The organism is Nocardia sp. NPDC002869, assembly GCF_046764065.1.
Taxonomy (GTDB): Bacteria; Actinomycetota; Actinomycetes; order Mycobacteriales; family Mycobacteriaceae; genus Nocardia; species Nocardia rhamnosiphila.
Map to the genome: position 1 here is coordinate 1 of NZ_JBKOOL010000028.1, position 24,105 is coordinate 24,105.

Sequence of the window (24,105 nt, forward strand, 5' to 3'; positions counted from 1 at the left end):
TCCACACGGGGGTATGAAGAACCGAAACCAAATCAAATATTTGGCACTGACATTCATCAACACACTATTGAGTTCTCAAAGAACACACGCACACATCTCAGCGACTGGACTCAACCAGGGCTTCAATGGGGCAGGTTTTCTAGCTTAACCGTCCAGTGGTTCAGAGTCAAACTCCGCTCTTCGGCCGGCCTGTCAGGCGCTCCTCGTACTACCTCGTTGCCCCTGGTCCCTCCGGCTCGGCGTTTCCGCCTCGCTCCGGGCCCCTGGTCGGTGTCCGTGTCGCTCTGACGTTGAATAAGTTACGCGGCGGGGAACGCTACGTCAAATCGCCACTTCGGTAGGGCGTTTGCGCAGTTCAGGGGCTTGCCGAGAGGCGATCAGGCGGGCCGGACCGGCGAAGTGTGACCCAGCCCACCAAGATCAGTTTCCGGAGGCCCGCCGGACACCCGCGAAATTCCGCTTGCCGCGGCGCAATACGAGCCATTGTCCGTGCAGGTAATCGCCGCTTTCCGGAGACCAATCGAGGTCCTTCACGCGCTCGTTGTTGACCGACGCGCCACCCTCGTTGACCGCTCGACGCGCCGCGCCACGGCTTTCACACAGGCCGGACGCCACCAGTAGATCGACGATCGTGTCGCCCCCGGGCACAACCTCGGCGACCTTCCCGTCGACCGCTGCTTCGCGCAGCGCCGCAGTGAGGGTCGGCTCGTCCAGATCCCGGAGCTCGCCGCGCCCGAAGAGCGCCTGACTCGCCAGCTGTACCGAGCGGGTGTTCTCTGCTCCGTGCACCAGCATGGTCATCTCCGCCGCCAGCCGGCGCTGCGCCTCGCGGGCATGCGGCCGTTCGACGGTGGCCTCCTCCAATTCGGCCAGTTCGGCGCGGTCCAGGAAGGTGAACCAGCGCAGGTACCGCACGACATCGGCATCGGCGGTGTTCACGAAGTACTGGTACCAGGCGTAGGGGCTGGTCAGCTCCGGGTCGAGCCAGAGGCTGCCGCCGCCGGTGGACTTGCCGAACTTCTTGCCGTCGGCGGAGGTCACCAACGGCACCGTCAGCGCGTGGACGGCGGCACCGTCCACCCGCCGGTTCAGCTCCACGCCGGCGATGATGTTGCCCCACTGATCGGAGCCGCCGACCTGCAGGACACAGTCGTGCGTACGGCGTAACTGCAGGTAGTCGTTGGCCTGCAACAGCATGTAGCTGAACTCGGTGTAGGAGATGCCCTCCCCGTCGAGGCGCCGTTTGACGGTGTCACGGGCGAGCATCACGTTGACCGAGAAGTGCTTGCCGATATCGCGCAGGAAGTCGATCGCGCTCAGCGAGCCCGTCCAGTCCATGTTGTTCACGATCAGCGCGCCGGTCGGTGAATCGTCCAGGTCGACGAATCGCTCGAGTTGCGAACGGATCCGATCCGCCCAGGCGGCGACGGTATCGGCGGAGTTCATCGTGCGCTCACCGACGTCGCGCGGGTCGCCGATCAGTCCGGTGGCCCCACCGGCCAGCACGATCGGCCGGTGGCCGGCCCGCTGGAACCGTTTCAGCGCCAGCAGCGGCACCAGATGGCCGGCATGCAGGCTGGCCGCGGTGGGATCGAAACCGGCATAGAGACTGCGCGGACCCGAGCCCAGCGCCTCCCGGAGCGCGTCGAGGTCGGTGGACTGCGCGATCAACCCGCGCCAGGTCAGTTCGTCGATGATGTCGCTGCTCACGGCTCCATCTTCGCCTACGTCCGCAACCACATAACGCCCGGTGCGGCCATCGCCACCGCGGTGCGCCGGCGCGGCGGAGAGGAGCCCGGCGAGCGGCGGGACCACTGTACGAGACGGCACCGCGACAGCGCCTGCGCTCGGGCGACGCCGGGAATTTCGGGGTGTTCCGCCTGCCCGGCACGTGCGGGAGCGACGCTCGCGGCCGAGGTTACGAAGTGCGCCGGGACTGGGCGGCGGGACCGGTCGCCCGCGGGTGATACCTGCGGCGCGACCGGCCTGGGGCAGGCCGCGGTCGGGCGGCGGACTGCCGATCAGGCGGATTCATCGATGCGCGGGGCGCGCGGGCTACGGCGGTAGGTGGAGACGGCCGGTGAATCGGGCAGCCAGACTCGCCAGGGACGGTCGGCTTCGCTGCTCACGCCGACACGCGGTCCGGACGAGATCCGCACCGGGTCGATCGGGCGGCCCAGTTCCAGCCGGATCGGAGATTCGGGATCGAAGACATCGGTGCCGTAGTCGGCCAGGCCGATACCGAGCGCGCTCCCCAGGTTGCCCGGCCCCTTGGCCAGGTCCGCTTCGGTGCGGGCGCCGGGTCGGCGGCCGCGCACCGTCTCGTGACCGGCGACGATCTCGGCGGCCCGCAGCAGCACGCCGCTGGCCACACCGTCCGGTCCGCTGATGATGTTGACGCAGGTGTGCATGCCGTAGCTCAGGTAGCAGTAGAGGTGGCCGGGCGGACCGAACATCACCGCGTTGCGCGGGGTCCGGCCGCGGCCGGAATGGGCGGCCGGGTCGTGCCAGGGGCCGGCCGGATCACCGCCGTATGCCTCGACCTCGACGATGCGGGCGCCGACCGGGCCCGACCACAGAATCGCGCCGAGCAGACGCTGGGCGGCGGTCAGCGGATCAACTGCCAGTTCCTCAGCACTCACGGCGTGGATTGTCGCAGCCTGCGCCGGCCAGGTGCCGCGGGGGCGTCGGCGGTCGAGATCCAGGGCACAGACAAGCGGGTCGACAGCTCGATCACGCCGGGGTCTTGCGGGGCGGCTCCGGTCGGCGAATAATTCATCAGAGAATGAATTCAACACTCGATGAATAGGGGCCGACCATGCCCGATACGGGCGCGACCGCCGCGGTGGAGGTGCGCAACCTCACTGTCCGCCGCGGCAAACGCGAAGTACTGCACGATATTTCGCTGACGATTCCGCGCGGTTCGATCACCGGGCTACTAGGTCCGTCGGGCTGCGGGAAGACCACGCTGATGCGCAGCATCGTGGGAACCCAGCTGGTGGCGGCCGGGGAGATCACCGCGCTCGGGCTGCCCGCGGGCAGCGCGGCGCTGCGGCGACGGATCGGATACGTCACCCAGGCGCCGAGCATCTACGCCGATATCAGCGTGCGCGACAATGTCGCCTACTTCGCGGCGCTCTCCGGAGCCGGTCGAGACGCTGTCGACTCCGCCCTCGGCGCGGTCGGGCTGCTCGACCATCAGTCGCAGCGCGGCGACGAACTCTCCGGCGGACAACAGACCCGGGCCTCGCTCGCCTGTGCGCTGGTGGCCGGGCCGGAGCTGCTCGTTCTCGACGAACCCACGGTCGGATTGGACCCGGTGCTGCGGGTGGAGCTGTGGAAACAGTTCCACGAACTGGCGGCGGGCGGGACAACCCTGCTGGTGTCGAGCCATGTGATGGACGAAGCCGAGCACTGCGACCGGTTGCTGCTCCTGCGCGAAGGCGATCTGCTGGCTCAGCTGAGTCCCGACGAACTGCGGGAACACACCGGTGAACAGAACCTGGAACAAGCGTTTCTCGCCCTCATCACGATGGGAGCTCCGGTATGAGCGGGCAGCGAGCGGCATCGACCGCGGTCCCGGACGCCGGCCGGGCCGGGTCCGGTGGGCCCTACTCGAGTGGACCCCGCCCGGGGCGGGCGTATCTGGCCACGACCACCCGGATTCTGCGACAGCTGCGCAACGATCACCGGACGGTGGCGATGATCCTGGTGGTACCGGCCCTACTGATGGCCCTGCTCTATTTCATCTACCGGGATGTCCCCACCCTGCCCACGCAGTCCGCGACCCCGTTCGACCGCATCGGGATCAGCATGCTCGGCATTCTGCCGTTCATCGTGATGTTCCTGATCACCGCGATCGCCATGCAGCGCGAACGCACCTCCGGAACGCTGGAACGACTGCTCACCACACCGCTGAGCAAACTCGACCTGCTCGGCGGATACGGCACGGCGTTCTCCCTCGCGGCCGCCGCGCAGGCGGCGGTGGCCTGCCTGGTGTCGTTCGGCCTGCTGGGTCTGGACGCCGCCGGGAATCCCGGATGGGTCGTGCTGATCGCGATGGTGGATGCCGTGCTGGGGGTCGCGCTGGGGCTGCTGTGCAGTGCGTTCGCCCGGACGGAATTCCAGGCGGTGCAGTTCATGCCGCTGGTGGCGGCGCCCCAGATCTTCCTGTGCGGCCTGCTGGTACCCCGCGCCCAGCTGCCGGACTGGCTGGAGGTGATCAGCAATGTCATGCCGCTCAGTTATGCGGTCGACGCACTGCACGAAGTCTCGGTGCACACCGACCCGACCGGGTTGATGTGGCGGGACCTGGCGATCGTCGCGGCGTTCGCGACGGTCGCGCTGTGCCTGGGCGCGGCGACGCTACGCCGCCGTACCGCATGAGCGCGGCGGAACCCGCCGGCCCGCGTCCGACCCGGCCGGGCCGCCGCCCCGGCCGGTCCGGGACCCGGGACGCGATCCTCGCCGCCGCCCGGGAGCGGTTCGCGAAATCCGGATTCGACAAAACCTCCATCCGGGCGGTCGCGGCGGACGCCGAGGTGGATCCGGCGCTGGTACACCACTATTTCGGGACCAAGCAGCAGCTGTTCGCCGCGGTGGTGGAACTCCCGGTGGACCCGGAGATCGTGCTGCGGCAGGTGGACGCGGTACCACTGGACCGGCTCGGCGAAACCCTCGTCGCCGCGGTGGTGGGCCTGTGGGATTCCCCGGCGGGCGCCGGCGCGGTGGCGCTGGTCCGCAGTCTGGTGGCGAGCGGAGATACCTCGCTGGCCCGCGATTTTCTCCTGTCGGTGGTCCTGGAGCGGGTGCGGCAGCGGATCGCGACCGATACCGACGACGGCCGGCTCCGGGTGGCGTTGGCCGCCTCACAGATGGCGGGCCTGGTGATCTCCCGCAAGATCCTGGCACTCCAGCCGGTGAGCGGGCTGCCGCTGCCGCAGCTCGTCGCGGCCGTCGGGCCCACGGTGCAGCGTTATCTCACCGGGGATCTGGGTCAGGACTCGGCCGCCGCCGGTGAGCCCTGACCCGGGCAGTCACTCCCCGTACTGGCGGGCGAAATCGGCGTGCCCGGCGTCGTCGACCGGACGCGCCTCGTCGGCGAGCAGCACCGGGATACCGCTGTCGATCGGATAGGCCAGGCGCAGCCGCGGGTTGTACAGCAGATCCGCGCCGTCGGCGGCGCGCACCAGATGCAGCTGACCTTTGTCCTGCGGGCACGCCAGCAGACTCAGCAGGGTGGGGTCCAGAATGGTTTCCTCCGACATGGGGTTCAACCTACCGGTCGGCGGAACGAGATAGAGCGGTGGCCGAGATAGCTGCCGACCGCGACCGTGCCCATCACCACGACCGCGGCCGGCGCTCGGGGAAAACCGAGCACTGTGACAGCGAGTTCGAGCAGCAGGGCGTTGGCAACCAGGCCACCGCTGTTGACGGCCACGAACGCGGCGAAATCCCGCAACACCCGGCCGCGGACGCGGAACACGAGCTTGCGGTGCAGGACGAAGGCGATCCCGACACCGGTGGCGTATGCGGCGGCGACCGCCACCGACGGCGGTACGGCGGTCCCGAGCAGCCACAGCCACCCGACGGTGAGGCCGATCCCCATCGCCGTGTTCACGGCGCCGACGACCGCGAAGGCGAGTTCCTGCCGACGTACGAGCCGAAGCAGCGGGCCCGGGTCGGCGGGTTCCGCGAGCGGGCTGTCGCGCGAGGTCGCCGGGTGTCCGGCGGAATCGGTCACGGGCGCGCGGCGACGGGACCCGGCCCGCCGGCCACCGGGTCGGCGGGCGGTGGAGCGACCGGGTCGGCGGGCGGAGCCGTCAGGTCGTCAGGAGAAACCACCGGGTCGGCGGGCGGTGCGGCCGGGCCGACAGGAAGTACAGCCGGTCCGGCGGATGCAGCGGGCGGGCGGGTATGACGTCGGCGGCCACGCCGGTGGCCGGTCTCCAACACCGCGAGACCGGCCAGTCCGGCTGCCGCGAGCACGGCGCCGATCTTCCAGCCGGGCGGCCGCCAGGTCAGTTCCAGTTCGGCCCCGCGGGTGCCGGGCGGGATGTCCACGGCGACGAAACTGTTCGCGACCACATCGATCGGGAGCTGCCGGCCATCGAGGTGCGCGCGGTACCCCGGCCAGCCCAGCCGGGCGAAAACGATCCGGCCGCCGGCGGGCGAATCGACCCGGACCCGGCTGGTGGTGGCGGATTCGGCGGTGGCACCGACGGCGACACCTTCGGTGTGGGCTACCCGGCCGGTGCGTCCCGACACCGGACCGCCTTCGCGTTCGAGGACCGCGATGTACTGCTCGTGCCCCGGATAGTCCACCCATTTCCAGCCCGCGGGCGCGGGCTGTTCGCGCGCCCCGGGGAACAGCGCGCGCTGCAGGACCACGCGGTCGATGAGCATCAGATCCACCAGGGGCCGCCCGGTCTCGGGTTCCGGCGCGAAGGCCCGCCGGTAGGCGTCGGGGCAGACGCTGACGTCCCAGCGCATACACAGCAGATGGCCGAAGTAGAAATGACCGTTGGGGGTGTAGCCGCCCACATAGTCGGCCTCCAGATTCTTCGCGTAGTTACCGAAGGCCAGCGAACCGTAGGCGCCGTGGAGGGTGCGTTCGCCGGGGGCGATCAGCGCCCGGTCGCCCAATTGGAGGGTGGTACCCGGGAAATCGAGGAAGGCCGCTTTCATCTCCGACCGTTTCGTGGGCAGATTCCAGCTCATGGGCGTGGGCTGGGCCGCGTACACCTGGAGATAGGCGATCGGCGCCACCGCGGCCAGCGTGAGCAGGCAGGCCGCGGTCCGTCCGCGGGTCCGGCCCAGCCACACCACGGCCGCCCCCAGCGCGCCCACCCCGGCCGCGGCCAGCAGGTGGCCCAGCGCCTGCTCCGGCGCGGCTGCGGCGGAACGCGCCAGCAGCAGGACGACCAGTACCGCGGCGGCGATACCGCGGCGGCGGGTTCCGGCGACCGTGCCGAACCGGCCGAGCAGGACGCACACCAGCACCAGCAGCGCCAGCGCGACCATCGGCAGTACCCGGGCCGGCCAGCGCAGCGGGCCCATGGTCCCGGGCCCGGCGGTCCACAGCAGGGTCAGAACAGCGAACACGGCCGGCCCGCTCAGCTCCCGCGCCGCGCCCGCAGCCCGTTTCCAGTCGACGAAAGCCAGCGCCGGGATCAGGAACCAGGCGATATAGACCATGGGCAGTGGCTGCACGTATCCCCACCAAGAGGTGAAGGCGGGCAACGTACTGGGCAGGCTGGCGTTCAGCGATTCCGACCACGGCACGGCCAGGAACTGGTCGTTGCGGATCTCCGAGGCACCGCGCCAGGTGACATCCGCGGTGAGCAGACTCGGTAGATAGGTCGCCAGCCCGGCCGCCGCCGCGCATCCGGCCACCAGGGCGAGCCGGACCACCGGCGCCCACTGCCGCCGATACACGAATTCACCGATGAGCACGGTGGCGAACAGCACGGCCGCTTCCACCGCGGGAAACACGTACTGCACCGAGATCGCCAGGTAGAGGAAGACGAAAACCGGGACAGGTCCCCCGCGACCGCGGGCGTAGCGGACACCCGACGCCCAGGCGTGCGCCAGCCAGGCGGTTCCGGTGAACGCGGTCATCCAGCTGGCGGCGTCGAAGAACAGCAGGAAACCGCTACAGGGGAAGGCCACTCCGGCCACCGCCGACCAGGCCGGGCGGCCGCCGTAGGCCAGGCACACTCGGTAGACGCCGAGCCCCAGCACGACCGCGAACAGCAGTTTGACCAGCGTGGCGTACAGCGCGAGATCGTCCACCGAGACCGCGAGCAGGTCGATCAGCAGCTGCGGCGGGTTGAGCAGACCGGTTTCCTCGATCGCGTAATTGCCGGCCAGCCAGTTCTCCGGCACCAGCACCGGAAACCTGCCCTCTCGCAGGGCACGGCCGGTCATCACCCACAGCGGCGCGTACTGGGACTCGGTGTCGTCGGTGTAGAAATGCCGGGAATTCGCCAGGAGGACAGCGAGATAGGCGGCGACCACCCCCGCCGCGCACACCAGACCCCACCGGAACACATCCCGCCGACTCTCGGCTCGACCATCCGCCACGGGTCCCAGACCCTACCGCCCACACCGGGTTCCGCGGCCGGAACGACGCGCTTGCGAATCCGGCCCCACCGTCCGCACCGCACCTGCTAGAGTTCGCATCTCTCGGGCTCACCAGCGTCATCGAGACCCGGCACGCGTTATCCACCGTCGAAAGTCGATCTCGCCAATGCCGTTTTCTCCCAGCTTCGTGTCCGCCCGGGCCGCCGATCGGCCGCCGGCGGCCCGCTCCATCACTGATCTCGCCGCCGCGGCCCTACGCCCCGTAACCGACTCCCCGTACCCGGGCTTCGAATCCGATTCGCCCGAAGTATGCGGTATTTCGGTTGTGGTCCCGGTGTACCGCGGCGAACAGACCGTCGCCGCGCTCGTGCGGGAGCTGGACGCGCTGGGCGTACCCACCGCGACACCCGGCGGGATCGGCTTCCGCGTCGCGGAGATCGTGCTGGTCCACGATCACGGCCCCGATCGCTCCGATCTCGTGCTGCAGCGGCTTGCCCGCGAATACCCGCAGGTCCGAGTGATCTGGTTGAGCCGCAACTACGGACAGGACGCGGCCACCATCGCCGGGCTGGCCGCCGCCCGGGGTCGCTGGGTCGTCACCATGGACGAGGACGGGCAGCACGACCCGGCCTGTCTCGCCGCCTTCCTGGATGCCGCGTATCGCGAACGCGCCGACCTGGTCTACTCCCGGCCCACCAACACCCGGCCGCACGGACCACTGCGCAACCTCACCTCGCGCGGCGCGAAACTGGTGCTGGCCACCCTCTTCGCCTTCCCGGCCTCCACCCGGTTCGAGAGTTTCCGGCTGATCCGCGGCGATATCGGGCGCCGGCTGGCCGAGGTCGCGGCCAACGGCGCCTATCTCGATGTCGCATTGACCTGGGTCGTGGGCCGGACGGCGACGGTCCCCGTGCTGTTGCGCACCGAGGGCCGGGCCGAATCCGGTTACAACTACCGGCGACTGTTCTCGCTGTTCTGGAAGATGGTGCTGTGCACCGGAACCCGCGGACTGCGCCTGGTGAGCCTGCTCGGTGTGACACTGGCGCTGGCCGGGGCGGTGCTGGCCGGCGTGATCATCTACACGGCGCTGACCGGCGACGGCGCCGACCCGGAGGGCTGGGCCTCCATCATCGTGGTGCTGCTGCTGTGCTCGGGGGCGGTGCTGTTCTCACTCGGCCTCATCGCCGAATACCTCGGGGTGGTCCTGCACATCCTGGTCGGCAAACCGCTGTATCTCACGGTGGAATCACCGACGCCCCGGCCACCGGAGGAGATGACGGCCGCGGCCGGGCACCGGCCCGCGGAGGCGGCGGCGGGGTGAGCGGGCGGATCATCTTCAGCCGGCCCTATCGGTCGGCCGCGGAACTGTCGAATGTGACCGCCGTACTCGATTCCGACCACTGTCACGGTGACGGCCCGTTCACCGCCGCGGCCACCGCGAAACTCGCCGAGATCACTGGCGCCCGCCACGTTCTGCTGACAACCTCGTGCACCCACGCGCTGGAACTGGCCGCGCTCCTGCTCGAGCTGGGGCCCGGCGACGAGGTGATCGTGCCGAGTTTCGCCTTCACCTCCACCGCCGCGGCCTTCGCGGTCCACGGCGCGACCTGCGTTTTCGTCGATATCGACAGCACCACCGGCAATATCGACCCGCAGGCCGCCGCGGCGGCGATCACCGACCACACCAAGGCGATCGTGGTCATGCACTACGGCGGAGTGGCCGCCGATATGGCCGCTCTGCAATACCTGGCCGACCGGCACGGCCTCGCGCTCATCGAGGACAATGCCCACGGGCTGGGCGGAACCTGGCGGGGACGCGCGCTCGGCACCCTCGGCACGCTGGGAACCCAGAGTTTCCACGACACCAAGAACGTGCACTGCGGCGAGGGCGGGGCACTGCTGCTCTCCGACGACATCCTGATGGGCCGCGCCGAGATCATCCGGGAGAAGGGCACCGACCGCGCCCGGTTCCTGCGCGGTCAGGTGGACAAATACTCCTGGCAGGACCTCGGGTCCAGCTATCTGCCCAGTGAGCTCAACGCCGCCGTGCTCGACGCCCAGCTCGCCGAATTCCACACCATTCAGCGCGCCCGGCACCGGGTGTGGCACGCCTACGCGGCCGGGCTGGGCTCCTGGGCGGCGGAGTACGGGGTGGCGCCGATGTCGGTGCCACCGGACCGGCGCCACACCGCGCACCTGTTCTATCTGCGCATGCCGACCGAAGAGGCCCGCGACGGCCTCATCCGGCATCTCGCCGACCGCGGGATCGTGGCGCCGTTCCACTATGTACCGCTCGACTCCAGCGCGGCCGGGCTCAAATACGGCCGGACGCCCGCTCCGTGCACCCGCAGCGCCCGGTTCGCGGCGAGCATCGTCCGGTTACCGCTGTGGCCCATGCTCACCCGGGACCAGATCCACCGGGTACTCGACGCGGTCACCGCGTACCGGTGCTGAACCGGCCGCGGCCGACCGCGGTCACAACCTGCCGGGGCCGCTCTCGGTGAGTACCTCGTAGCTCTCCGATTCCGGCTCGTACCACCAGGTGAGCGGGCCCGGCCGGGGACCGCCCGCCGCCTTGACCGCATGCGCCGACGGCCGGAACGACGGACTGCGCGGAATATCGTCGACGACATAGACGACGTCCGGGCGCTGGTCGGGCGCCAGCGAGCGCAGGGCATCGGTGATATCGCCGGGCTCGAGCCGGAACCCGGGTCGTACGCTCACCGCCGCGACGGCGAGCACCCGGTCATGCGCGGGCAGTGCGAAGGCCACTTCCATATCGACGGCGGCGACATCGTTGAGCACATCCACGATCGGCTGGGTGAACACCGGGCCGCGGCGGGTCCGGATGACGGTGTCGATACGGTCGACCAGCCAGTAGTCGCCGTCGCTGTCGCGCCGGAACAGATTCTCGGTGGGCAGCCAGGAGTCCTCGGGGTCGAAGACACCGCGTAAACCGCCCAGCGACAGGTCCACGCCCGCCCCGGCCGAGCCGATCAGCAGCCCGACCTCGTTGTCGGCGCACCGCCGCGCGTACCCGTGGTCGTCGACCTGGACCTGGCCGGAGACCGGATCGTAGGCCACCAGTTCCACCCGTGCGGTCCCCGGCACCGGCCGGCCCTTGCAGCCGAATTTCACCCCCGGCACATTCGCCAGCACCACATCGCCCTCGATGGAGGCATAGAACTCGAGCACCCGGGCGGGAGCGAACTGTTCGACGGTGCGACGCCACAGACCGGCGGGCATCCCGGAGCCGATGAACAACCGGATGGGATGCGCGTGCCCCTCCGGGAAAACCTCGGCGTCGAGAATATCGCGCAGCATCGTCCACGTGTACGTCACGACCGTGACCCCGTAGCGGTGCACTTCCTCGGCGAAACGACCCGGATCCAGGGACCGGGCCAGCGCGATCCGGCTCCCACCGGCGATGGCTCCGCCCAGACTCACCAGTAGCCCGGACGAATGGTGCAGCGGCGCCAGGCAGTACACCGTGTCCTTGTTGTCCAGATCGGCCGCGGAAGCGGTACCGAACGCCGACAGCGCCCACCGGTGATTGGTGATGTATTTGATGTCCAACCGGTCACCGACGCCGGCGACCAGGATGAAGGCCAGCTCCCGTGCGCGTCCCGGGTTCGGCCGGTACCACCCCGGCACCCGCACCTGCTCGGGATCGATCTGCTCGAGATCCACGACATCGGTCCCGGCGGGCACCGCCAGGCCGCGGGCATCGCCACCGCCGAGGACGAACACCCGGGCACCGGTGGCGACGGCATGGTGCATGTTCTCCGGGTCCGAGACCAGCACCGCGGTCCCGGTCTGCGCGAGGGCGGTGTTCAGATCGCTCTCGGGTGCCATGAGCACCGCGACGGCACCGATACGCGACAACGCCGCCAAGGTCACCAGCGCGCTGGGCCGGGTCTCCATCACCACCCCGACCCGGGTCGCGGGCCGGACCCCGACCGAGATCAGACCGCGCACCACATTGTCGATCCGGATATCGACAGCGGCATTGGTGTGCACCCGGTCGTCGAAGAGGAAGCATTCGCCGCGCGGCGACCGGCGGGCCTGTTCGGCCATCAGTCGGCCGATGGAGATCCGGGTCGTCGATTCGATCGTGCCGAGACGGGTGAGCCTGGGCAGCGTGCGCGCGGCGCCCTCGACCACACCCACCGATCCGCGCAGCGTATTGGCGGCCAGATGTTCGAGAGTGCGACCCACCTCGGCGCCGGCCTCGGCCAGCACCGCCGCGGTGTGCACCGCGCGCAGCAGGGCGGTGCGCGGGGCACCCTCGGCGACGTGGTCGGTCATCGGCACGATCTCGTCCGGCAGCGGATCACCACCCTCGACCCAGCCCACCCAATCGCGCACCTGGGGCCAGGTGAACTTGGTGGCGGCCGAGCCGGCGACGAGACCGAAATGGCCCGAGACCAGTGCCGACTCGTAGACCTCGGCCCGCGGCGCGGCCCGCACGATCCCACGCACCGCCGCGGGCTGGCCGATCTCGTCCACCTCGCCGAGGAAGGCCAGGATCGGGCATTTCAGATCGGCCAGGGAGATCGGCTGGTCGCGGATGACGAAACCGCCCAGCATCATGCGGTTGTGCACCACGAACTGTTTGAGCAGATCGGCCGCGGCGGGCCCGGCGTAGCCGATCCAGCCCTCGTTGGTCAGGAAGCGCCGCTGCCGTTCCTTCGGCAGCAGTGCTTCGCGATCGTGCAGCTGGCGCAGGAAATCGATCCGCGCCTTGGCGGTCTTCACCGGGTCGAGGAGCTGGAATCCGATCCGCACCATCCGATCGGTGATCGGCAGCCGGGGCACGACATGGTCGGCGGCGAAGTCCACCAGATCCGATACCGCGGCATGCGGCAGGCCCAGCGGCATCCCGGCCACGATATCGACGGGGCTGCCGAAGGTCACGATGCTCGCGATCCCCTTGCTCGCCCGGAACGCCGCGGTCTGGTAGGCGAACATCCCGCCCTGCGAGTACCCCATCAGATGCACGTCGCGGCCGGTGGCGGCGCAGACCGTATCGATCGCGGTGTTCACCGCGAGCACATGATCGGCGAGATCGCGTTTCCAGCCGCCCTCCTCCACCGACGGGGAACCGAAATCGATGACCCAGCAGTCGATACCGCTGCGGTGCAGGATCCCGACCGCGCCGTCGTCGCCGTTCACGTCCCAGATATCGGCGTTGACCATGAGCGGCGGTACGAAGAGCACCACCGGACCGGCGGTGGGGGCCGCGGGGAAGTAGTGCCGCAGGCGGTACATGGGCCGTCGCTCGGCGATCTCGAACGGCGAGGACTCGGTATCCCTGCCCAGTCCGCCGAAGCGGATCACCTCGAGCCCGTTCTGCGCGGTCGACATCACCCGCCGCGCCGTCCCCGCCAGACCTCGCACACTCAACTTCACGTTCCGCTCCCAGCCGTACCCGTGGCGTGGCATACCTCACAATCCCTGCGGTATGCACAAAGCCTGCCATATCGCACCCCGTACCTGTGAGGTCCGTTGTGACATCTACATCATGTACCCGGCACCTCGCCGGGACCCCGCGGCCCGCGCCGATAGGGTGAGGATCGTGACCGACCCGACCCTCCCGCCGGCCCGCCCGGCCGCCCCCACCAACCGGGAAACACTGCCCGTCGAGCTGGTGGACTCCGCCGGCAAGACGGTCGGCTCGTGCCCGGTGGCCGAAGCCCACCGGGCTCCCGGCCGCCCGCACCGGGCGTTCTCGGTGCTGATCTTCGACACCGCGGGCCGGACGCTGCTGCAGCAGCGCGCGCCCGGTAAGACGCGGTTTCCCGCGCGCTGGTCGAATACGTGCTGCGGCCATCCCGCCCCCGGCGTCCCCGTCGCCGAGGCCGCCGGAATCCGGCTGGTCGAAGAGATGGGGCTGCGCGTACCGCTGACCGAGGTCGGTATCTACAGCTACCGCGCGGGTGACCCGCGCACCGGGTTCGTCGAGGACGAATGGGATCACGTGCTGGTGGGCGTGCTCGACGATGCGCAACCGGAGCCGGACCCGGCCGAGGTCGCCGACTACCGCTGGGTGCACCCGGACGAGTTGCGCACCCGGCTACGGGAGGACCCGGACGGGTTCAGTCCGTGGCTCGCCGGAGTACTGGAGATCGCCGCCGCCGGGCCGCCGGCTCCGGCCTGAGCCTGCAGCCGGTACGGCACCGGATGTCGACGACATCACGGTTTCTACATCCCGGCCGAGCCCAGCGCCTGCGCGATACTGCCGAGAAAATCGGAAACCACCAGATAAGCCACCGCGAGTGCGACCAGTATGAATTCCATGCCGGCTTCATCGGCCGACAGTGACCGGCCGTTACTCGGTCCCCTTCACGCCGTCTCATCGGTGGCCGGGAGGTTGTCGGGTATGCGGCCGGCCGGATAGCCGCACCCGATGTGGCGCTCGCTCATCGCCCAGCATTTCGGCCGGGAGTTCCAGGTGGTCGTGCCCGGTTCGGAATCCCATAGTCAGATGCGCATATCCAAGTAATTACATCTTTCGCCGCGAGCCGCGAGCCGCGAGCCGCGAGCCGCGAGCCGCGAGCCGCGAGCCGCGAGCCGCGAGCCGCGAGCCGCGAGCCGCGAGCCGCGAGCCGCGAGGATGGCTTCGCCCGACGCATCGCGGAGCGGTCACGAGACCGACAACGGCGGCCGCGTCGCCGGCAGGCGCGTACCGGGACAGTCGTTTCCGCACCGGCCGGTGTGCCGGGGCCGGGCCCCCGGACGCCGGATCAGTCCAGCCAGCTCCGGATCTGCTCGGCGGCCGCGCGGATCTCGCCGAGCTGTTCGGCGACCCGCTCCCCCGCCGTGCCACCGCGGGCATTACGCGACGCGACGGAGCCGGCCACCGTCAGTACCTCGCGTACCTGCGGGGTGAGCGCCGGATCGATCGCCGCGAACTCTTCATCGGTCAGCTCGTCCAGGCCGACCCCTCGCGCCTCGGCGGTCCGGACACACGCGCCGGCCGCTTCGTGCGCGACCCGGAACGGCACCCCGTGCCGCACCATCCACTCGGCGATATCGGTCGCCAGGGTGAAACCGGCGGGCGCCAGCTCGGCCATCCGGCCGGTGTGGAAGGTGAGCGTGGAGACCAGGCCGGCGATGGCCGGCAGCAGCAGTTCCAGCTGGGCCACTGAGTCGAACAGCGGTTCCTTGTCCTCCTGCAGATCCCGGTTGTAGGCCAGCGGCTGAGCCTTCAGGGTGGCCAGGAGCCCGGTGAGGTTGCCGATCAACCGGCCCGCTTTTCCGCGAGTGAGTTCCGAGACGTCCGGGTTCTTTTTCTGCGGCATGATCGACGAACCGGTCGACCAGGCGTCGGCGAGGGTGATGTAGCCGAATTCCGGCGTACTCCACAGAATGATCTCCTCGGCCATCCGGCTGAGGTCGACCCCGATCATCGCGAGGACGAAGGCGGCCTCGGCCGCGAAATCCCGGGCCGAGGTGGCATCGATGGAATTGGCGGCCGCGGCGGTGAAATCGAGTTCGGCCGCGATGGCCTCCGGATCGAGGCCGAGCGAGGACCCGGCGAGCGCACCGGACCCGTACGGCGAGACCGCGGCCCGCTTGTCGAAATCACGCAGCCGGTCGATATCGCGCAGCAGCGGATGCGCGTGGGCGAGCAGATGGTGGGCCAGCAATACCGGCTGCGCCGCCTGCAGATGGGTTTTGCCCGGCATCACCGCGTCCGGATGCGCCGCGGCCTGGTCGGCGAGGGCGTCCACCACTGTCACCAGTCCGGCCGCGATACGCCGCACCGCGTCCCGCAGCCACATCCGGAACAGCGTGGCGACCTGGTCGTTGCGGGAACGTCCGGCGCGCAACCGCCCGCCGAGCTCCGGGCCGACCCGGTCGATGAGTCCGCGCTCGAGCGCGCCGTGCACGTCCTCATCCGATTCCGCGGGCGCGAAGGCGCCGGATGCGACATCGGCGGCCAGCCGGTCCAGGCCGGCGAGCATGCCGCTCAGATCGGCCTCCGACAGCAGCCCGGCCTTGTTCAGCACTCGGGCGTGCGCCTTGGAGGCGCGGATATCGTAGGGCGCCAGCGCCCAGTCGAACTGGGTCGATTTACTCAGCGCCGCCATCGCCTCGGCGGGACCGGAGGCGAACCGCCCACCCCATAACGCGCCCTCGTTGGTGCCCACTACTTCTCCCACGTCTCGGTCGGCCGTACCGGCTGCGCTGTGCGTTACTTCTGGTTCAGATCCCGCTTGGCCGCGACCTTGGAGGACAGGCCGTGGATCTGCACGAAACCCTTGGCCAGCGACTGGTCGAAGCTGTCGCCCTCGTCGTAGGTGGCCAGGTTGAAATCGTAGAGCGACTGGTCACTGCGCCGGCCGTTGACCACGACGTTCCCGGCGTGCAGCACCATCCGGATATCACCGGACACATGCTGCTGGGTCTCCGCGACGAAGGCGTCCAGCGCCCGCTTCAGCGGCGAGAACCACAGGCCGTCGTAGGCCAGCTCGCCCCAGCGCTGCTCGACCTGCCGCTTGTAGCGGCCGAGCTCCCGCTCCAGGGTCACGTTCTCGAGCGCGCGGTGCGCGGTGATCAGCGCGAGGGCGCCAGGGGCCTCGTAGATCTCACGGCTCTTGATACCGACGAGCCGATCCTCGACCATATCGAGCCGGCCCACACCCTGCCGGCCCGCGCGGCTGTTCAGTTCGGTGATCGCCTCGAGCACGCTGACCTGGCGGCCGTCGATGGCGACCGGAATGCCGCGTTCGAAGGTGACGATGAGCTCGTCGGGCGCCTCGAAGTTGACGGTCGGATCGATGGTGTAGTCGTAGACGTCCTTGGTGGGCGCGTTCCAGAGGTCCTCGAGGAACCCGGTCTCGACCGCGCGGCCCCAGACGTTCTGGTCGATGGAGAACGGCGACTTCTTGGTGACATTGATCGGGAGCTTGTTCTCCTCGGCGAAGGCGATGGCCTTCTCCCGGGTCCAGGCGTAGTCGCGGACCGGGGCGATCACGTTCAGGTCGGGAGCCAGGGCGCCGATCCCGACCTCGAAGCGGACCTGATCGTTGCCCTTACCGGTGCAGCCGTGCGCCACGGTGTCCGCGCCGTGGAACTTGGCGGCCTCCACCAGATGCTTGACGATGAGCGGACGGCTGATGGCCGACACCAGCGGGTATTCACCCTGGTAGAGCGCGTTGGCCTGGATGGTCGGCAGGCAGTACTCGTCGGCGAACTCGTCGCGGGCGTCCACGACGACCGCTTCGACGGCGCCGCAGTCCAGCGCGCGCTGACGCACCACGTTCATATCCTCGCCGCCCTGCCCCAGGTCGATGGCCACCGCCACGACCTCGGCGCCGGTCTCCTTGCCGATCCAGCTGATGGCCACGGAGGTGTCCAGCCCACCGGAGTAGGCGAGTACGACGCGATCGGACATGTTCTGGTGCTCCTCGGATGATGTTCGGTGGTGCGGACTGATGGTTCTGCGTGCGCGGCCCGCCGTCTTCCCAGCAGTATGCTGTCCCGTTGCCGGATCGGCTCGCGCCGCCGCTACAAATGATTATGCACGATGGTGCAATCTCATTCATAATCGGGGTGGCAATGCCCCCTACCTGGCGCTATATCGAGCCCACGATCGGACCCGACCGGCATTCGGCCCTTCCCCGCCCACCTGCCTTATGAGACGCTGATCACACCGATCCGCACTCGACAGACAGAGGAGGACGAACCGTGCAGATGTTGCAGCAGTGGGCGCAGGACAATTACGAGACGATCGGTTACTACGTCGTCACCCTCGGCAACGCCGCCCTGGCCCTCGGCAAATCCGGTATCGAGATGGCCACACCGTTCCTGCAGGACCTGGTGAACAATCACTGAGCTGCGGCGACCCGAATCATCCCCGCACAGGCCGGGGCGCCGTCGGCTGTCCGTCGCGCCGGAACCGGTCAGCGGCGGGCAAGGCCCCAATGGTGCCCCTGGTTCCATCCAGGATGCCCTTCTCTCTTCAACAAGCGACCCGCCCGCAGGTCAGGCGAGGTTCTCGATCTTCGCGGCCAGTTCGGCGCCGGTGAGGGGCTCGCGCGCGATCACCGCGATGGTGTCGTCTCCCGCGATCGTGCCGACGATATAGGGCAGCGAAGCCCGGTCCAGGGCGCTGGCCAGGAAATGCGCGGCGCCCGGCGGGGTGCGCAGGACCGCGATGTTGCCGCTGGAATCGGTGGAGACCAGCAGATCACCGAGCAGTTTGGCCAATCGCCCCGTGCCACCGGTGACCCCCCGTACCGGGCTGCCGTCCTCCGGCACCACGTATACGCCGGCGCCGCCGTCGGCGGCCCGGAGTTTCACCGCGCCCAGTTCGTCCAGATCGCGCGACAGCGTCGCCTGGGTGGTCTCGATCCCCTCCGCGGCGAGCAGGGTGGCGAGTTCGGTCTGACTGCGCACCGGATGCGCGGCCAACAGCGCGAGGATCCGCGACTGCCGGCCGGCGCGGGTGGCGGCGGTGACCGATCCCGCCGAATGTATCCGGGTCTCGCTCATCGTCGTCGGGCGTCCTCGCGTGCCAGCAGCCACACCAGCAGCGCCTTCTGCGCGTGCAGCCGGTTCTCCGCCTCGTCCCAGACCACGCTCTGCGGCCCGTCGAGTACCTCGTCGGTGATCTCCTCGCCGCGATGCGCGGGCAGGCAGTGCAGCACGATGGCGTCGGCACCGGCCCGGGCCAGCAACTCGGTGTTCAACTGGTACGGCCGGAACGGACCGACCCGGTCCAGACCGTCGCTCTCCTGGCCCATGGAGGTCCAGGTGTCGGTGACCAGTACATCGGCGCCGCCGGCCGCGACCAGCGGATCCTCGGTGACGACGATGCTGCCGCCGGTTTCGGCGGCGCGGGCCTCGGCGGCTGCGATCACCGCGGGCGCCGGGAGGAATCCCGCCGGCGCGGCGATCCGGACATGCAGTCCGGCGGTGGCCCCGCCCAGCAGCAGCGAATGGGACATATTGTTGGCGCCGTCACCGAAATAGGCCAGCCGCAGCCCGCGCAGCCCACCCTTGTGCTCGGTGATGGTGAGCAGATCGGCCAGTACCTGGCAGGGATGGAATTCGTCGGACAGCGCGTTGACCACCGGAACCGTGGCGGTGGACGCCATCTCCGCCAGCCGCTGCTGGCCGAAGGTCCGCCAGACGACGGCCTCGACATAACGCGACAGGACCCGCCCGGTATCGGCCAGCGTTTCGTCGCGCCCCAGCTGGGTGGTCCGGCCGTCCACCACGATCGCGTGCCCGCCGAGCTGGGCGATACCCAGCTCGAAGGAGAACCGGGTGCGAGTGGAGTTCTTGTCGAAGATCACCCCGACACCGCGCGGGCCTTCCAGCGGACGGTGCGCGAACGGGCTTTTCTTCAGTTCGGCGGCCAAAGCCAGCACCTCGGCCTGCTCGGCGGGTGTCAGATCGTCGTCACGCAGAAAATGGCGGACAGCGGTGGCCGGTTGTCGGGAGGCGGTCATCCGCGCGGTCCTTTCGTTTCGGCCAGCACCTCGTCGAGGATTCCGGGCAGATCCAGCACGAGATTGTCGGCCTGGGTTTCGGTGAGCACCAGCGGCGGCGCCAACCGGATCACATCGGGTTTGGCCGGGTTCACCAGATATCCGGCGGCCCGCGCGTGGGCCTCGACCCGGGGCGCCACCGGTGCGGTCAGCCCGATCCCGATCAGCAATCCGGCGCCGCGCACATCGGCGATCAGCGGATGCTCGAGCACCGCGATCCCGTCGCTGAGCCGCTTACCCACCGATTCCACGTGTTCGAGCAGCCCGTCGTCCTCGAGCGTGCGCAGCACGGCCAGGGCCGCGGCCGCGCAGACGGGATTGCCGCCGAAGGTGGTGCCGTGCATACCGGGCGTGAACAGTTCGGCCGCCGGCCCGGTGGCCAGCACCGCCCCGATCGGCAGACCGGCGCCCAGCCCCTTGGCGAGGGTGATGACATCGGGGGTGATACCGAACGACTGGTGCGCGAACATCTTGCCGGTGCGGCCGATACCGGTCTGCACCTCGTCCAGGATCAGCAGCGCCCCGGCCCGCGCGGTGATTTCCCGGGCCCGCACCAGATAGTCCATCGGCGGTACCACCACACCGCTCTCGCCGAGCATCGGCTCGAGGAAGACGGCGGCCGTATCGGCGTCGACCGCGCGCTCCAGGATCCGCGCGTCGCCGTAGGGGATGTGCACCACTCCGGGCGGCATGGGTTCGAACGGCGCGCGTTTGGACGGCTGACCGGTGAGTGCGAGCGCGCCCATGGTGCGGCCGTGGAACGCCTCGTCACAGGCGATGATCTTGCGGCGACCGGTGAGCCGGGCCAGTTTGAAGGCCGCCTCGTTGGCCTCGGTGCCGGAGTTGCAGAAGAATGCGCGACCGTCGCCGTCACCGAAATGCCCGAGCAGCCGCTCGGCGAGCTCGATCACCGGTTCGCTGCCGTACAGGTTCGAGACGTGGCCGAGCGTGCCGAGCTGGTCCATCACCGCGTTCAGGATGGCCTGATGTGCGTGACCGAGGCTGTTGACCGCGATCCCGCCCACGAAATCGACGTAGCGGTTGCCGTCCGCGTCGTACACCACCGCGCCGGTCCCCCGGGTCAGCACAACCTCCGGAGTGGGGTAGTTGCGCATCATCACGTTCGACCAGCGTTGCCGCAGTTCCGCAGTGTTCATGCTCTGACTCCGTTTTCCTCGTTCGCCGGCGGTGTGACCATGGTCCCGATTCCCTCCCCGGTGAAAAGCTCCAGCAGTACCGAATGGGGTACGCGACCGTCGATGACGTGTGCGCCCGATACGCCACTGCGGACCGCGCGCAGACACGCCTCCATTTTGGGGACCATCCCCGCGTCCAGGGACGGCAGCAGGTCGGCCAGCGCGTCGGTGTCGATCACGCTGGTCAGCGAGGAACGGTCGGGCCAATTCGTGTACAGGCCCTCGACGTCGGTGAGCACCACCAGTTTCTCGGCGCCGATCCCTTCGGCCAGTGCGGCGGCCGCGGTATCGGCGTTGATGTTGTGCACCACACCGTCGGCGTCGGGGGCGATGGTGGACACCACCGGGATCCGGCCCGCGCGGATGAGGTCGAGCACCGAATCCGGATGCACATCGGTCACATCGCCGACCAGTCCGATATCGGTGGCCTCCCCGTCCACGACAACCGTGCGGCGGGTGGCGGTGAACAGCCGGGCATCCTCACCGGAAATCCCGACGGCATAGGGCCCGTGCGCGTTGATCAGCCCGACCAGCTCCCGGCCGACCTGGCCGAACAGCACCATCCGCACCACATCCATCACCTCGGGCGTGGTGACCCGGAATCCGCCCCGGAACTCCCCGGTGAGGCCGAGGCGTTTCAGCATGGCCGAGATCTGCGGCCCGCCCCCGTGCACGACTACCGGGTGCACGCCGACGGTGCGCAGGAATGCCATATCGGCGGCGAAGGCGCGTTTGAGGCCGTCGTCGATCATGGCGTTGCCGCCGTATTTCACGACCACGATCTTGTCGCGGAATTTCTGCAGCCAGGGCAGTGCTCCGGCGAGGATATGGGCTTTGTCCAGCGCGGACAGTTCGTGCAGCGCGTCGGTCATGAGCTGTAGGCCGAATTCTCTTCGACGTAGCCGTGGGACAGGTCGGTGGTGCGGACCGTGGCGGTGCCGTCACCGAGGCGCAGGTCGACGACCACATGGATATCGGCGCCGGACAGATCGACCTCGCGCGCGCCGGGCGCGCCCGTGCCGTCGATGCAGACCGGGAAGCCGTTGAACGACACCGAGATCAGGTCGGGGTCGAGCTCGATGGGCGCGGTGCCCACCGCGGCCAGCACCCGCCCCCAGTTCGGGTCGGAGCCGAACATGGCGGTTTTGACCAGGCTGTCCCGGGCGATGATCCGGGCCGCGACGAGTGCGTCGTCCTCACTGCGCGCGCCTTCGACCGTGACCAGCACCCGCTTGGTGACGCCTTCGGCGTCGGCCATCAGCTGACCGGCCAGATCGTCGCAGACCGCGAGCACGGCCGTATCCAGTTCGTCCTGGGTGGGCGTGACCTCACTGGCGCCGTTGGCCAGCAGCAGGACCGTATCGTTGGTGGACATCGCGCCGTCCACGTCGAGACGGTCGAAGGTGAGCCGGGTGGCCCGCCGTAGCGCGGTGTCGAGTTGTTCGGCACTCGCCACGGCATCGGTGGTCAGCACGACCAGCATGGTCGCCAGGCCGGGGGCCAGCATGCCCGCGCCCTTGGCCATCCCGCCGACATTCCACTTGTCCGGATGGTGCAGGGATGCTTCTTTCGGCACGGTGTCGGTGGTCATGATGGCGTGCGCGGCATCGGTACCGCCGGACATCCCGCCGCCCATCTCGTGCACGATCTCGGTCACCGCGGGGAGCAGTTTGTCCATCGGCAGCCGGTCGCCGATGAGGCCGGTGGAGCACACCGCGATCTCTCCCGCCCCGGTTTCGGTGCCCCAGTTGCTCAGCGCCGCGGCGAGTTCCTCGGCGGTGCGATGGGCGTCCTGGAAGCCCTCGGGTCCGGTGCAGGCGTTGGCCCCGCCGGAGTTCAGGATCACCGCGCGCAGCCGGCCGGCCTTCAGGACCTGCTGTGACCACAGCACCGGTGCGGCTTTGACCTTGTTGGTGGTGAACACACCGGCCGCCGCGTAGTCGGGGCCCTCGTTGAAGACGAGCGCGAGATCGGGGCCGCCCTTGGCCTTGATACCCGCGGCGATCCCGGCGGCCCGGAAGCCCAGCGGTGCGGTGACGCCCTGGTTGTGCACGAGGTTTCCGTTCTGGTCGGTGGTCACGGGGCCACTCCTACGGTGGACAGCCCGGCGGTTTCGTCGAAGCCGAGCGCAAGATTCATGGACTGCACCGCGCCGCCGGCGGTGCCCTTGGTCAGATTGTCGATCGCACCGATCACCACGAGCAGACCCGCGTCGGTGTCGACGGCGACCTGCAGCGTGACGGAGTTGGCGCCCAGTACCGACCCGGTCTGGGGCAGCACGCCCTCGGGCAGCAGATGCACGAAGGGCTCGTCGGCGTAGGCCTTCTCGTAGACGGCGCGTGCCTCGGCCGCGTCCACCCGCACCGGCGCGGTGCAGGTGGCGAGAATGCCGCGCGGCATGGGCGCGAGCACGGGGGTGAACGACACCCGGACCGGCGCACCGGCGACCGCCGACAGGTTCTGCGTGATCTCCGGGGTGTGCCGGTGCGCACCGGCCACGCCGTAGGCCCGTGCGGACCCCATGACCTCGGACCCGAGCAGGCCGACATCGAGTTTGCGGCCGGCCCCGGAGGTGCCGCTGACGGCGACGACGTGCACCGTCGGCTCGACGATGCCCGCGGCGACCGCGGGAGCCAGCGCCAGGCTGCTGACCGTCGGGTAGCAGCCGGGGACCGCGATACGGGTGGCGCCCCGCAACGACTCCCGCGCCCCGGGCAGTTCCGGCAGGCCGTACGGCCAGCTCCCCGCGTGGGGTCCGCCGTAGTAGCGGTCCCAGGCGGCCGGGTCGGTGAGCCGGAAGTCGGCGCCGCAGTCGATGATCACCGTGGATTCCGGTAGGTCGGCCGCCAGTGCCGCCGACTGTCCGTGCGGCAGACCGAGGAATACGATGTCGTGGCCGGCCAGTTCGGCGGCCGTGGTCGGGGCGAGGATTCGGTCCGCCAGCGGCAGCAGCTGCGGCTGCAGGGCGCCGAGGGCGGTGCCCGCGTTGTTACCGGCGGTCAGCGCCCCGATCTCGAGGCGCCCGGCTCGGTACTCCGGATGCCCCAGCAGCAGACGCAGCACTTCCCCGCCCGCGTAACCACTGGCACCGGCGACGGCCACGCGCAGGGGTCCGTTCCGGTCGGGCATATCCGTGAGATCAGCCATGTCATGATTATGCACGACCATGCAAGCTCATTCACAAACCGGTCCCCGTACGCCTCTCGTCGGCGGCCGGATGACATTCGCCGCACCCGCCGGACCGGCGATCACGGGCCTTTGCGCTCGAATCTCGCGAGGGGCGCATCAGGCACACCTGCCCCGGAACCCGGCCGAACATC

Annotated in this window: 21 protein-coding genes; 7 read left to right on the forward strand and 14 right to left on the reverse strand. The window is 69.5% G+C overall.

The genetic code is table 11. From position 1 onward, the window contains the following. Positions 1 to 420: 420 nt before the first annotated feature. Both tyrS and ACLML9_RS08030 read right to left on the reverse strand, forming a co-directional pair. A complete protein-coding gene (gene tyrS, locus ACLML9_RS08025) occupies positions 421 to 1,710 on the reverse strand; it encodes a tyrosine--tRNA ligase (protein ID WP_411944896.1) in 1,290 nt (429 codons plus the stop codon). Between the two features lie 311 nt (positions 1,711 to 2,021). Further along, a complete protein-coding gene (locus ACLML9_RS08030; RefSeq protein WP_411944897.1) occupies positions 2,022 to 2,642 on the reverse strand; it encodes a DNA-3-methyladenine glycosylase in 621 nt (206 codons plus the stop codon). 176 nt (positions 2,643 to 2,818) lie between these two features. On the opposite strand from ACLML9_RS08030, the gene ACLML9_RS08035 reads away from it, so the two are divergent. Genes ACLML9_RS08035 through ACLML9_RS08045 form a run of 3 tightly spaced genes read left to right on the forward strand, consistent with a single transcriptional unit; the run spans position 2,819 to position 5,027 of the window. After that, the gene (locus ACLML9_RS08035; RefSeq protein WP_411944898.1) at positions 2,819 to 3,550 is read left to right on the forward strand and encodes an ABC transporter ATP-binding protein; all 732 of its coding nucleotides are present in this window, start codon (positions 2,819 to 2,821) and stop codon (positions 3,548 to 3,550) included. Continuing rightward, entirely contained in the window at positions 3,547 to 4,386 is an 840-nt protein-coding gene (locus tag ACLML9_RS08040) for an ABC transporter permease (protein ID WP_411944899.1), read from the forward strand. Before ACLML9_RS08035 ends, ACLML9_RS08040 begins: the two co-directional genes overlap by 4 nt. Further along, complete coding sequence (locus ACLML9_RS08045) at positions 4,383 to 5,027, forward strand: TetR family transcriptional regulator (RefSeq protein ID WP_411944900.1); 645 nt, start codon at positions 4,383 to 4,385, stop codon at positions 5,025 to 5,027. Before ACLML9_RS08040 ends, ACLML9_RS08045 begins: the two co-directional genes overlap by 4 nt. Before the next feature lie 9 nt (positions 5,028 to 5,036). On the opposite strand, the gene ACLML9_RS08050 is transcribed toward ACLML9_RS08045, so the two are convergent. Genes ACLML9_RS08050 through ACLML9_RS08060 form a run of 3 tightly spaced genes read right to left on the reverse strand, consistent with a single transcriptional unit; the run spans position 5,037 to position 8,085 of the window. Further along, on the reverse strand, positions 5,037 to 5,267 hold the full coding sequence (locus ACLML9_RS08050) for a Trm112 family protein (protein ID WP_411944901.1): 231 nt from the start codon (positions 5,265 to 5,267) through the stop codon (positions 5,037 to 5,039). A 5-nt stretch (positions 5,268 to 5,272) separates the two neighbouring features. Next, complete coding sequence (locus tag ACLML9_RS08055) at positions 5,273 to 5,743, reverse strand: GtrA family protein (protein WP_411944902.1); 471 nt, start codon at positions 5,741 to 5,743, stop codon at positions 5,273 to 5,275. After that, positions 5,740 to 8,085 (reverse strand): hypothetical protein, encoded by a 2,346-nt coding sequence (locus ACLML9_RS08060; protein ID WP_411944903.1) that lies wholly within the window; start codon positions 8,083 to 8,085, stop codon positions 5,740 to 5,742. Before ACLML9_RS08060 ends, ACLML9_RS08055 begins: the two co-directional genes overlap by 4 nt. A 166-nt stretch (positions 8,086 to 8,251) precedes the next feature. Between ACLML9_RS08060 and ACLML9_RS08065 the strand changes: the two genes are divergently transcribed. Both ACLML9_RS08065 and rffA read left to right on the forward strand, forming a co-directional pair. Beyond that, positions 8,252 to 9,406 (forward strand): glycosyltransferase, encoded by a 1,155-nt coding sequence (locus tag ACLML9_RS08065; protein ID WP_411944904.1) that lies wholly within the window; start codon positions 8,252 to 8,254, stop codon positions 9,404 to 9,406. Continuing rightward, positions 9,403 to 10,539 carry a dTDP-4-amino-4,6-dideoxygalactose transaminase gene (rffA, locus tag ACLML9_RS08070; RefSeq protein WP_411944905.1) on the forward strand — a complete coding sequence of 379 codons (1,137 nt, stop codon included), beginning with the start codon at positions 9,403 to 9,405 and terminating at the stop codon, positions 10,537 to 10,539. Before ACLML9_RS08065 ends, rffA begins: the two co-directional genes overlap by 4 nt. A 21-nt stretch (positions 10,540 to 10,560) precedes the next feature. Here rffA and ACLML9_RS08075 read toward each other — a convergent pair whose 3' ends face one another. Beyond that, positions 10,561 to 13,530: an AMP-binding protein gene (locus tag ACLML9_RS08075; protein WP_411944906.1), complete on the reverse strand. Its 2,970-nt coding sequence runs from the start codon at positions 13,528 to 13,530 to the stop codon at positions 10,561 to 10,563. 133 nt (positions 13,531 to 13,663) lie between these two features. On the opposite strand from ACLML9_RS08075, the gene idi reads away from it, so the two are divergent. Beyond that, on the forward strand, positions 13,664 to 14,245 hold the full coding sequence (idi, locus tag ACLML9_RS08080; RefSeq protein WP_411944907.1) for an isopentenyl-diphosphate Delta-isomerase: 582 nt from the start codon (positions 13,664 to 13,666) through the stop codon (positions 14,243 to 14,245). 586 nt (positions 14,246 to 14,831) lie between these two features. Here the strand turns inward: idi and argH are convergent. Then, positions 14,832 to 16,241 (reverse strand): argininosuccinate lyase, encoded by a 1,410-nt coding sequence (argH, locus tag ACLML9_RS08085; protein ID WP_411944908.1) that lies wholly within the window; start codon positions 16,239 to 16,241, stop codon positions 14,832 to 14,834. A 44-nt stretch (positions 16,242 to 16,285) separates the two neighbouring features. Beyond that, positions 16,286 to 17,488 (reverse strand): argininosuccinate synthase, encoded by a 1,203-nt coding sequence (locus ACLML9_RS08090; RefSeq protein ID WP_411944909.1) that lies wholly within the window; start codon positions 17,486 to 17,488, stop codon positions 16,286 to 16,288. A gap of 293 nt (positions 17,489 to 17,781) precedes the next feature. Between ACLML9_RS08090 and ACLML9_RS08095 the strand changes: the two genes are divergently transcribed. Next, the gene (locus ACLML9_RS08095) at positions 17,782 to 17,928 is read left to right on the forward strand and encodes a hypothetical protein (RefSeq protein ID WP_411944910.1); all 147 of its coding nucleotides are present in this window, start codon (positions 17,782 to 17,784) and stop codon (positions 17,926 to 17,928) included. Between the two features lie 150 nt (positions 17,929 to 18,078). On the opposite strand, the gene ACLML9_RS08100 is transcribed toward ACLML9_RS08095, so the two are convergent. Genes ACLML9_RS08100 through argC form a run of 6 tightly spaced genes read right to left on the reverse strand, consistent with a single transcriptional unit; the run spans position 18,079 to position 23,914 of the window. Continuing rightward, entirely contained in the window at positions 18,079 to 18,588 is a 510-nt protein-coding gene (locus tag ACLML9_RS08100; protein ID WP_411944911.1) for an arginine repressor, read from the reverse strand. Beyond that, a complete protein-coding gene (argF, locus tag ACLML9_RS08105) occupies positions 18,585 to 19,550 on the reverse strand; it encodes an ornithine carbamoyltransferase (RefSeq protein ID WP_411944912.1) in 966 nt (321 codons plus the stop codon). Before argF ends, ACLML9_RS08100 begins: the two co-directional genes overlap by 4 nt. Next, entirely contained in the window at positions 19,547 to 20,746 is a 1,200-nt protein-coding gene (locus ACLML9_RS08110; protein WP_063131432.1) for an acetylornithine transaminase, read from the reverse strand. Before ACLML9_RS08110 ends, argF begins: the two co-directional genes overlap by 4 nt. Continuing rightward, the gene (gene argB, locus ACLML9_RS08115) at positions 20,743 to 21,657 is read right to left on the reverse strand and encodes an acetylglutamate kinase (protein ID WP_411944913.1); all 915 of its coding nucleotides are present in this window, start codon (positions 21,655 to 21,657) and stop codon (positions 20,743 to 20,745) included. Before argB ends, ACLML9_RS08110 begins: the two co-directional genes overlap by 4 nt. Continuing rightward, a complete protein-coding gene (gene argJ, locus ACLML9_RS08120; RefSeq protein ID WP_411944914.1) occupies positions 21,654 to 22,865 on the reverse strand; it encodes a bifunctional glutamate N-acetyltransferase/amino-acid acetyltransferase ArgJ in 1,212 nt (403 codons plus the stop codon). Before argJ ends, argB begins: the two co-directional genes overlap by 4 nt. Further along, positions 22,862 to 23,914, reverse strand: coding sequence for an N-acetyl-gamma-glutamyl-phosphate reductase (argC, locus tag ACLML9_RS08125; protein WP_411944932.1), 1,053 nt, complete (start codon positions 23,912 to 23,914; stop codon positions 22,862 to 22,864). The genes argJ and argC overlap by 4 nt, the downstream gene beginning before the upstream one ends. Positions 23,915 to 24,105 lie beyond the last annotated feature (191 nt).

Excerpts from the sequence above, each read along its gene's own strand:
- ACLML9_RS08035 (WP_411944898.1), top strand. The coding sequence starts at position 2,819 with ATGCCCGATACGGGCGCGACCGCCGCGGTGGAGGTGCGCAACCTCACT.
- ACLML9_RS08040 (WP_411944899.1), top strand. The coding sequence starts at position 3,547 with ATGAGCGGGCAGCGAGCGGCATCGACCGCGGTCCCGGACGCCGGCCGG.
- ACLML9_RS08045 (WP_411944900.1), top strand. The coding sequence starts at position 4,383 with ATGAGCGCGGCGGAACCCGCCGGCCCGCGTCCGACCCGGCCGGGCCGC.
- ACLML9_RS08050 (WP_411944901.1), bottom strand. The coding sequence starts at position 5,267 with ATGTCGGAGGAAACCATTCTGGACCCCACCCTGCTGAGTCTGCTGGCG.
- ACLML9_RS08065 (WP_411944904.1), top strand. The coding sequence starts at position 8,252 with ATGCCGTTTTCTCCCAGCTTCGTGTCCGCCCGGGCCGCCGATCGGCCG.
- ACLML9_RS08075 (WP_411944906.1), bottom strand. The coding sequence starts at position 13,530 with ATGCCACGCCACGGGTACGGCTGGGAGCGGAACGTGAAGTTGAGTGTG.
- ACLML9_RS08090 (WP_411944909.1), bottom strand. The coding sequence starts at position 17,488 with ATGTCCGATCGCGTCGTACTCGCCTACTCCGGTGGGCTGGACACCTCC.
- ACLML9_RS08100 (WP_411944911.1), bottom strand. The coding sequence starts at position 18,588 with ATGAGCGAGACCCGGATACATTCGGCGGGATCGGTCACCGCCGCCACC.
- argF (WP_411944912.1), bottom strand. The coding sequence starts at position 19,550 with ATGACCGCCTCCCGACAACCGGCCACCGCTGTCCGCCATTTTCTGCGT.
- ACLML9_RS08110 (WP_063131432.1), bottom strand. The coding sequence starts at position 20,746 with ATGAACACTGCGGAACTGCGGCAACGCTGGTCGAACGTGATGATGCGC.
- argB (WP_411944913.1), bottom strand. The coding sequence starts at position 21,657 with ATGACCGACGCGCTGCACGAACTGTCCGCGCTGGACAAAGCCCATATC.
- argC (WP_411944932.1), bottom strand. The coding sequence starts at position 23,914 with ATGCCCGACCGGAACGGACCCCTGCGCGTGGCCGTCGCCGGTGCCAGT.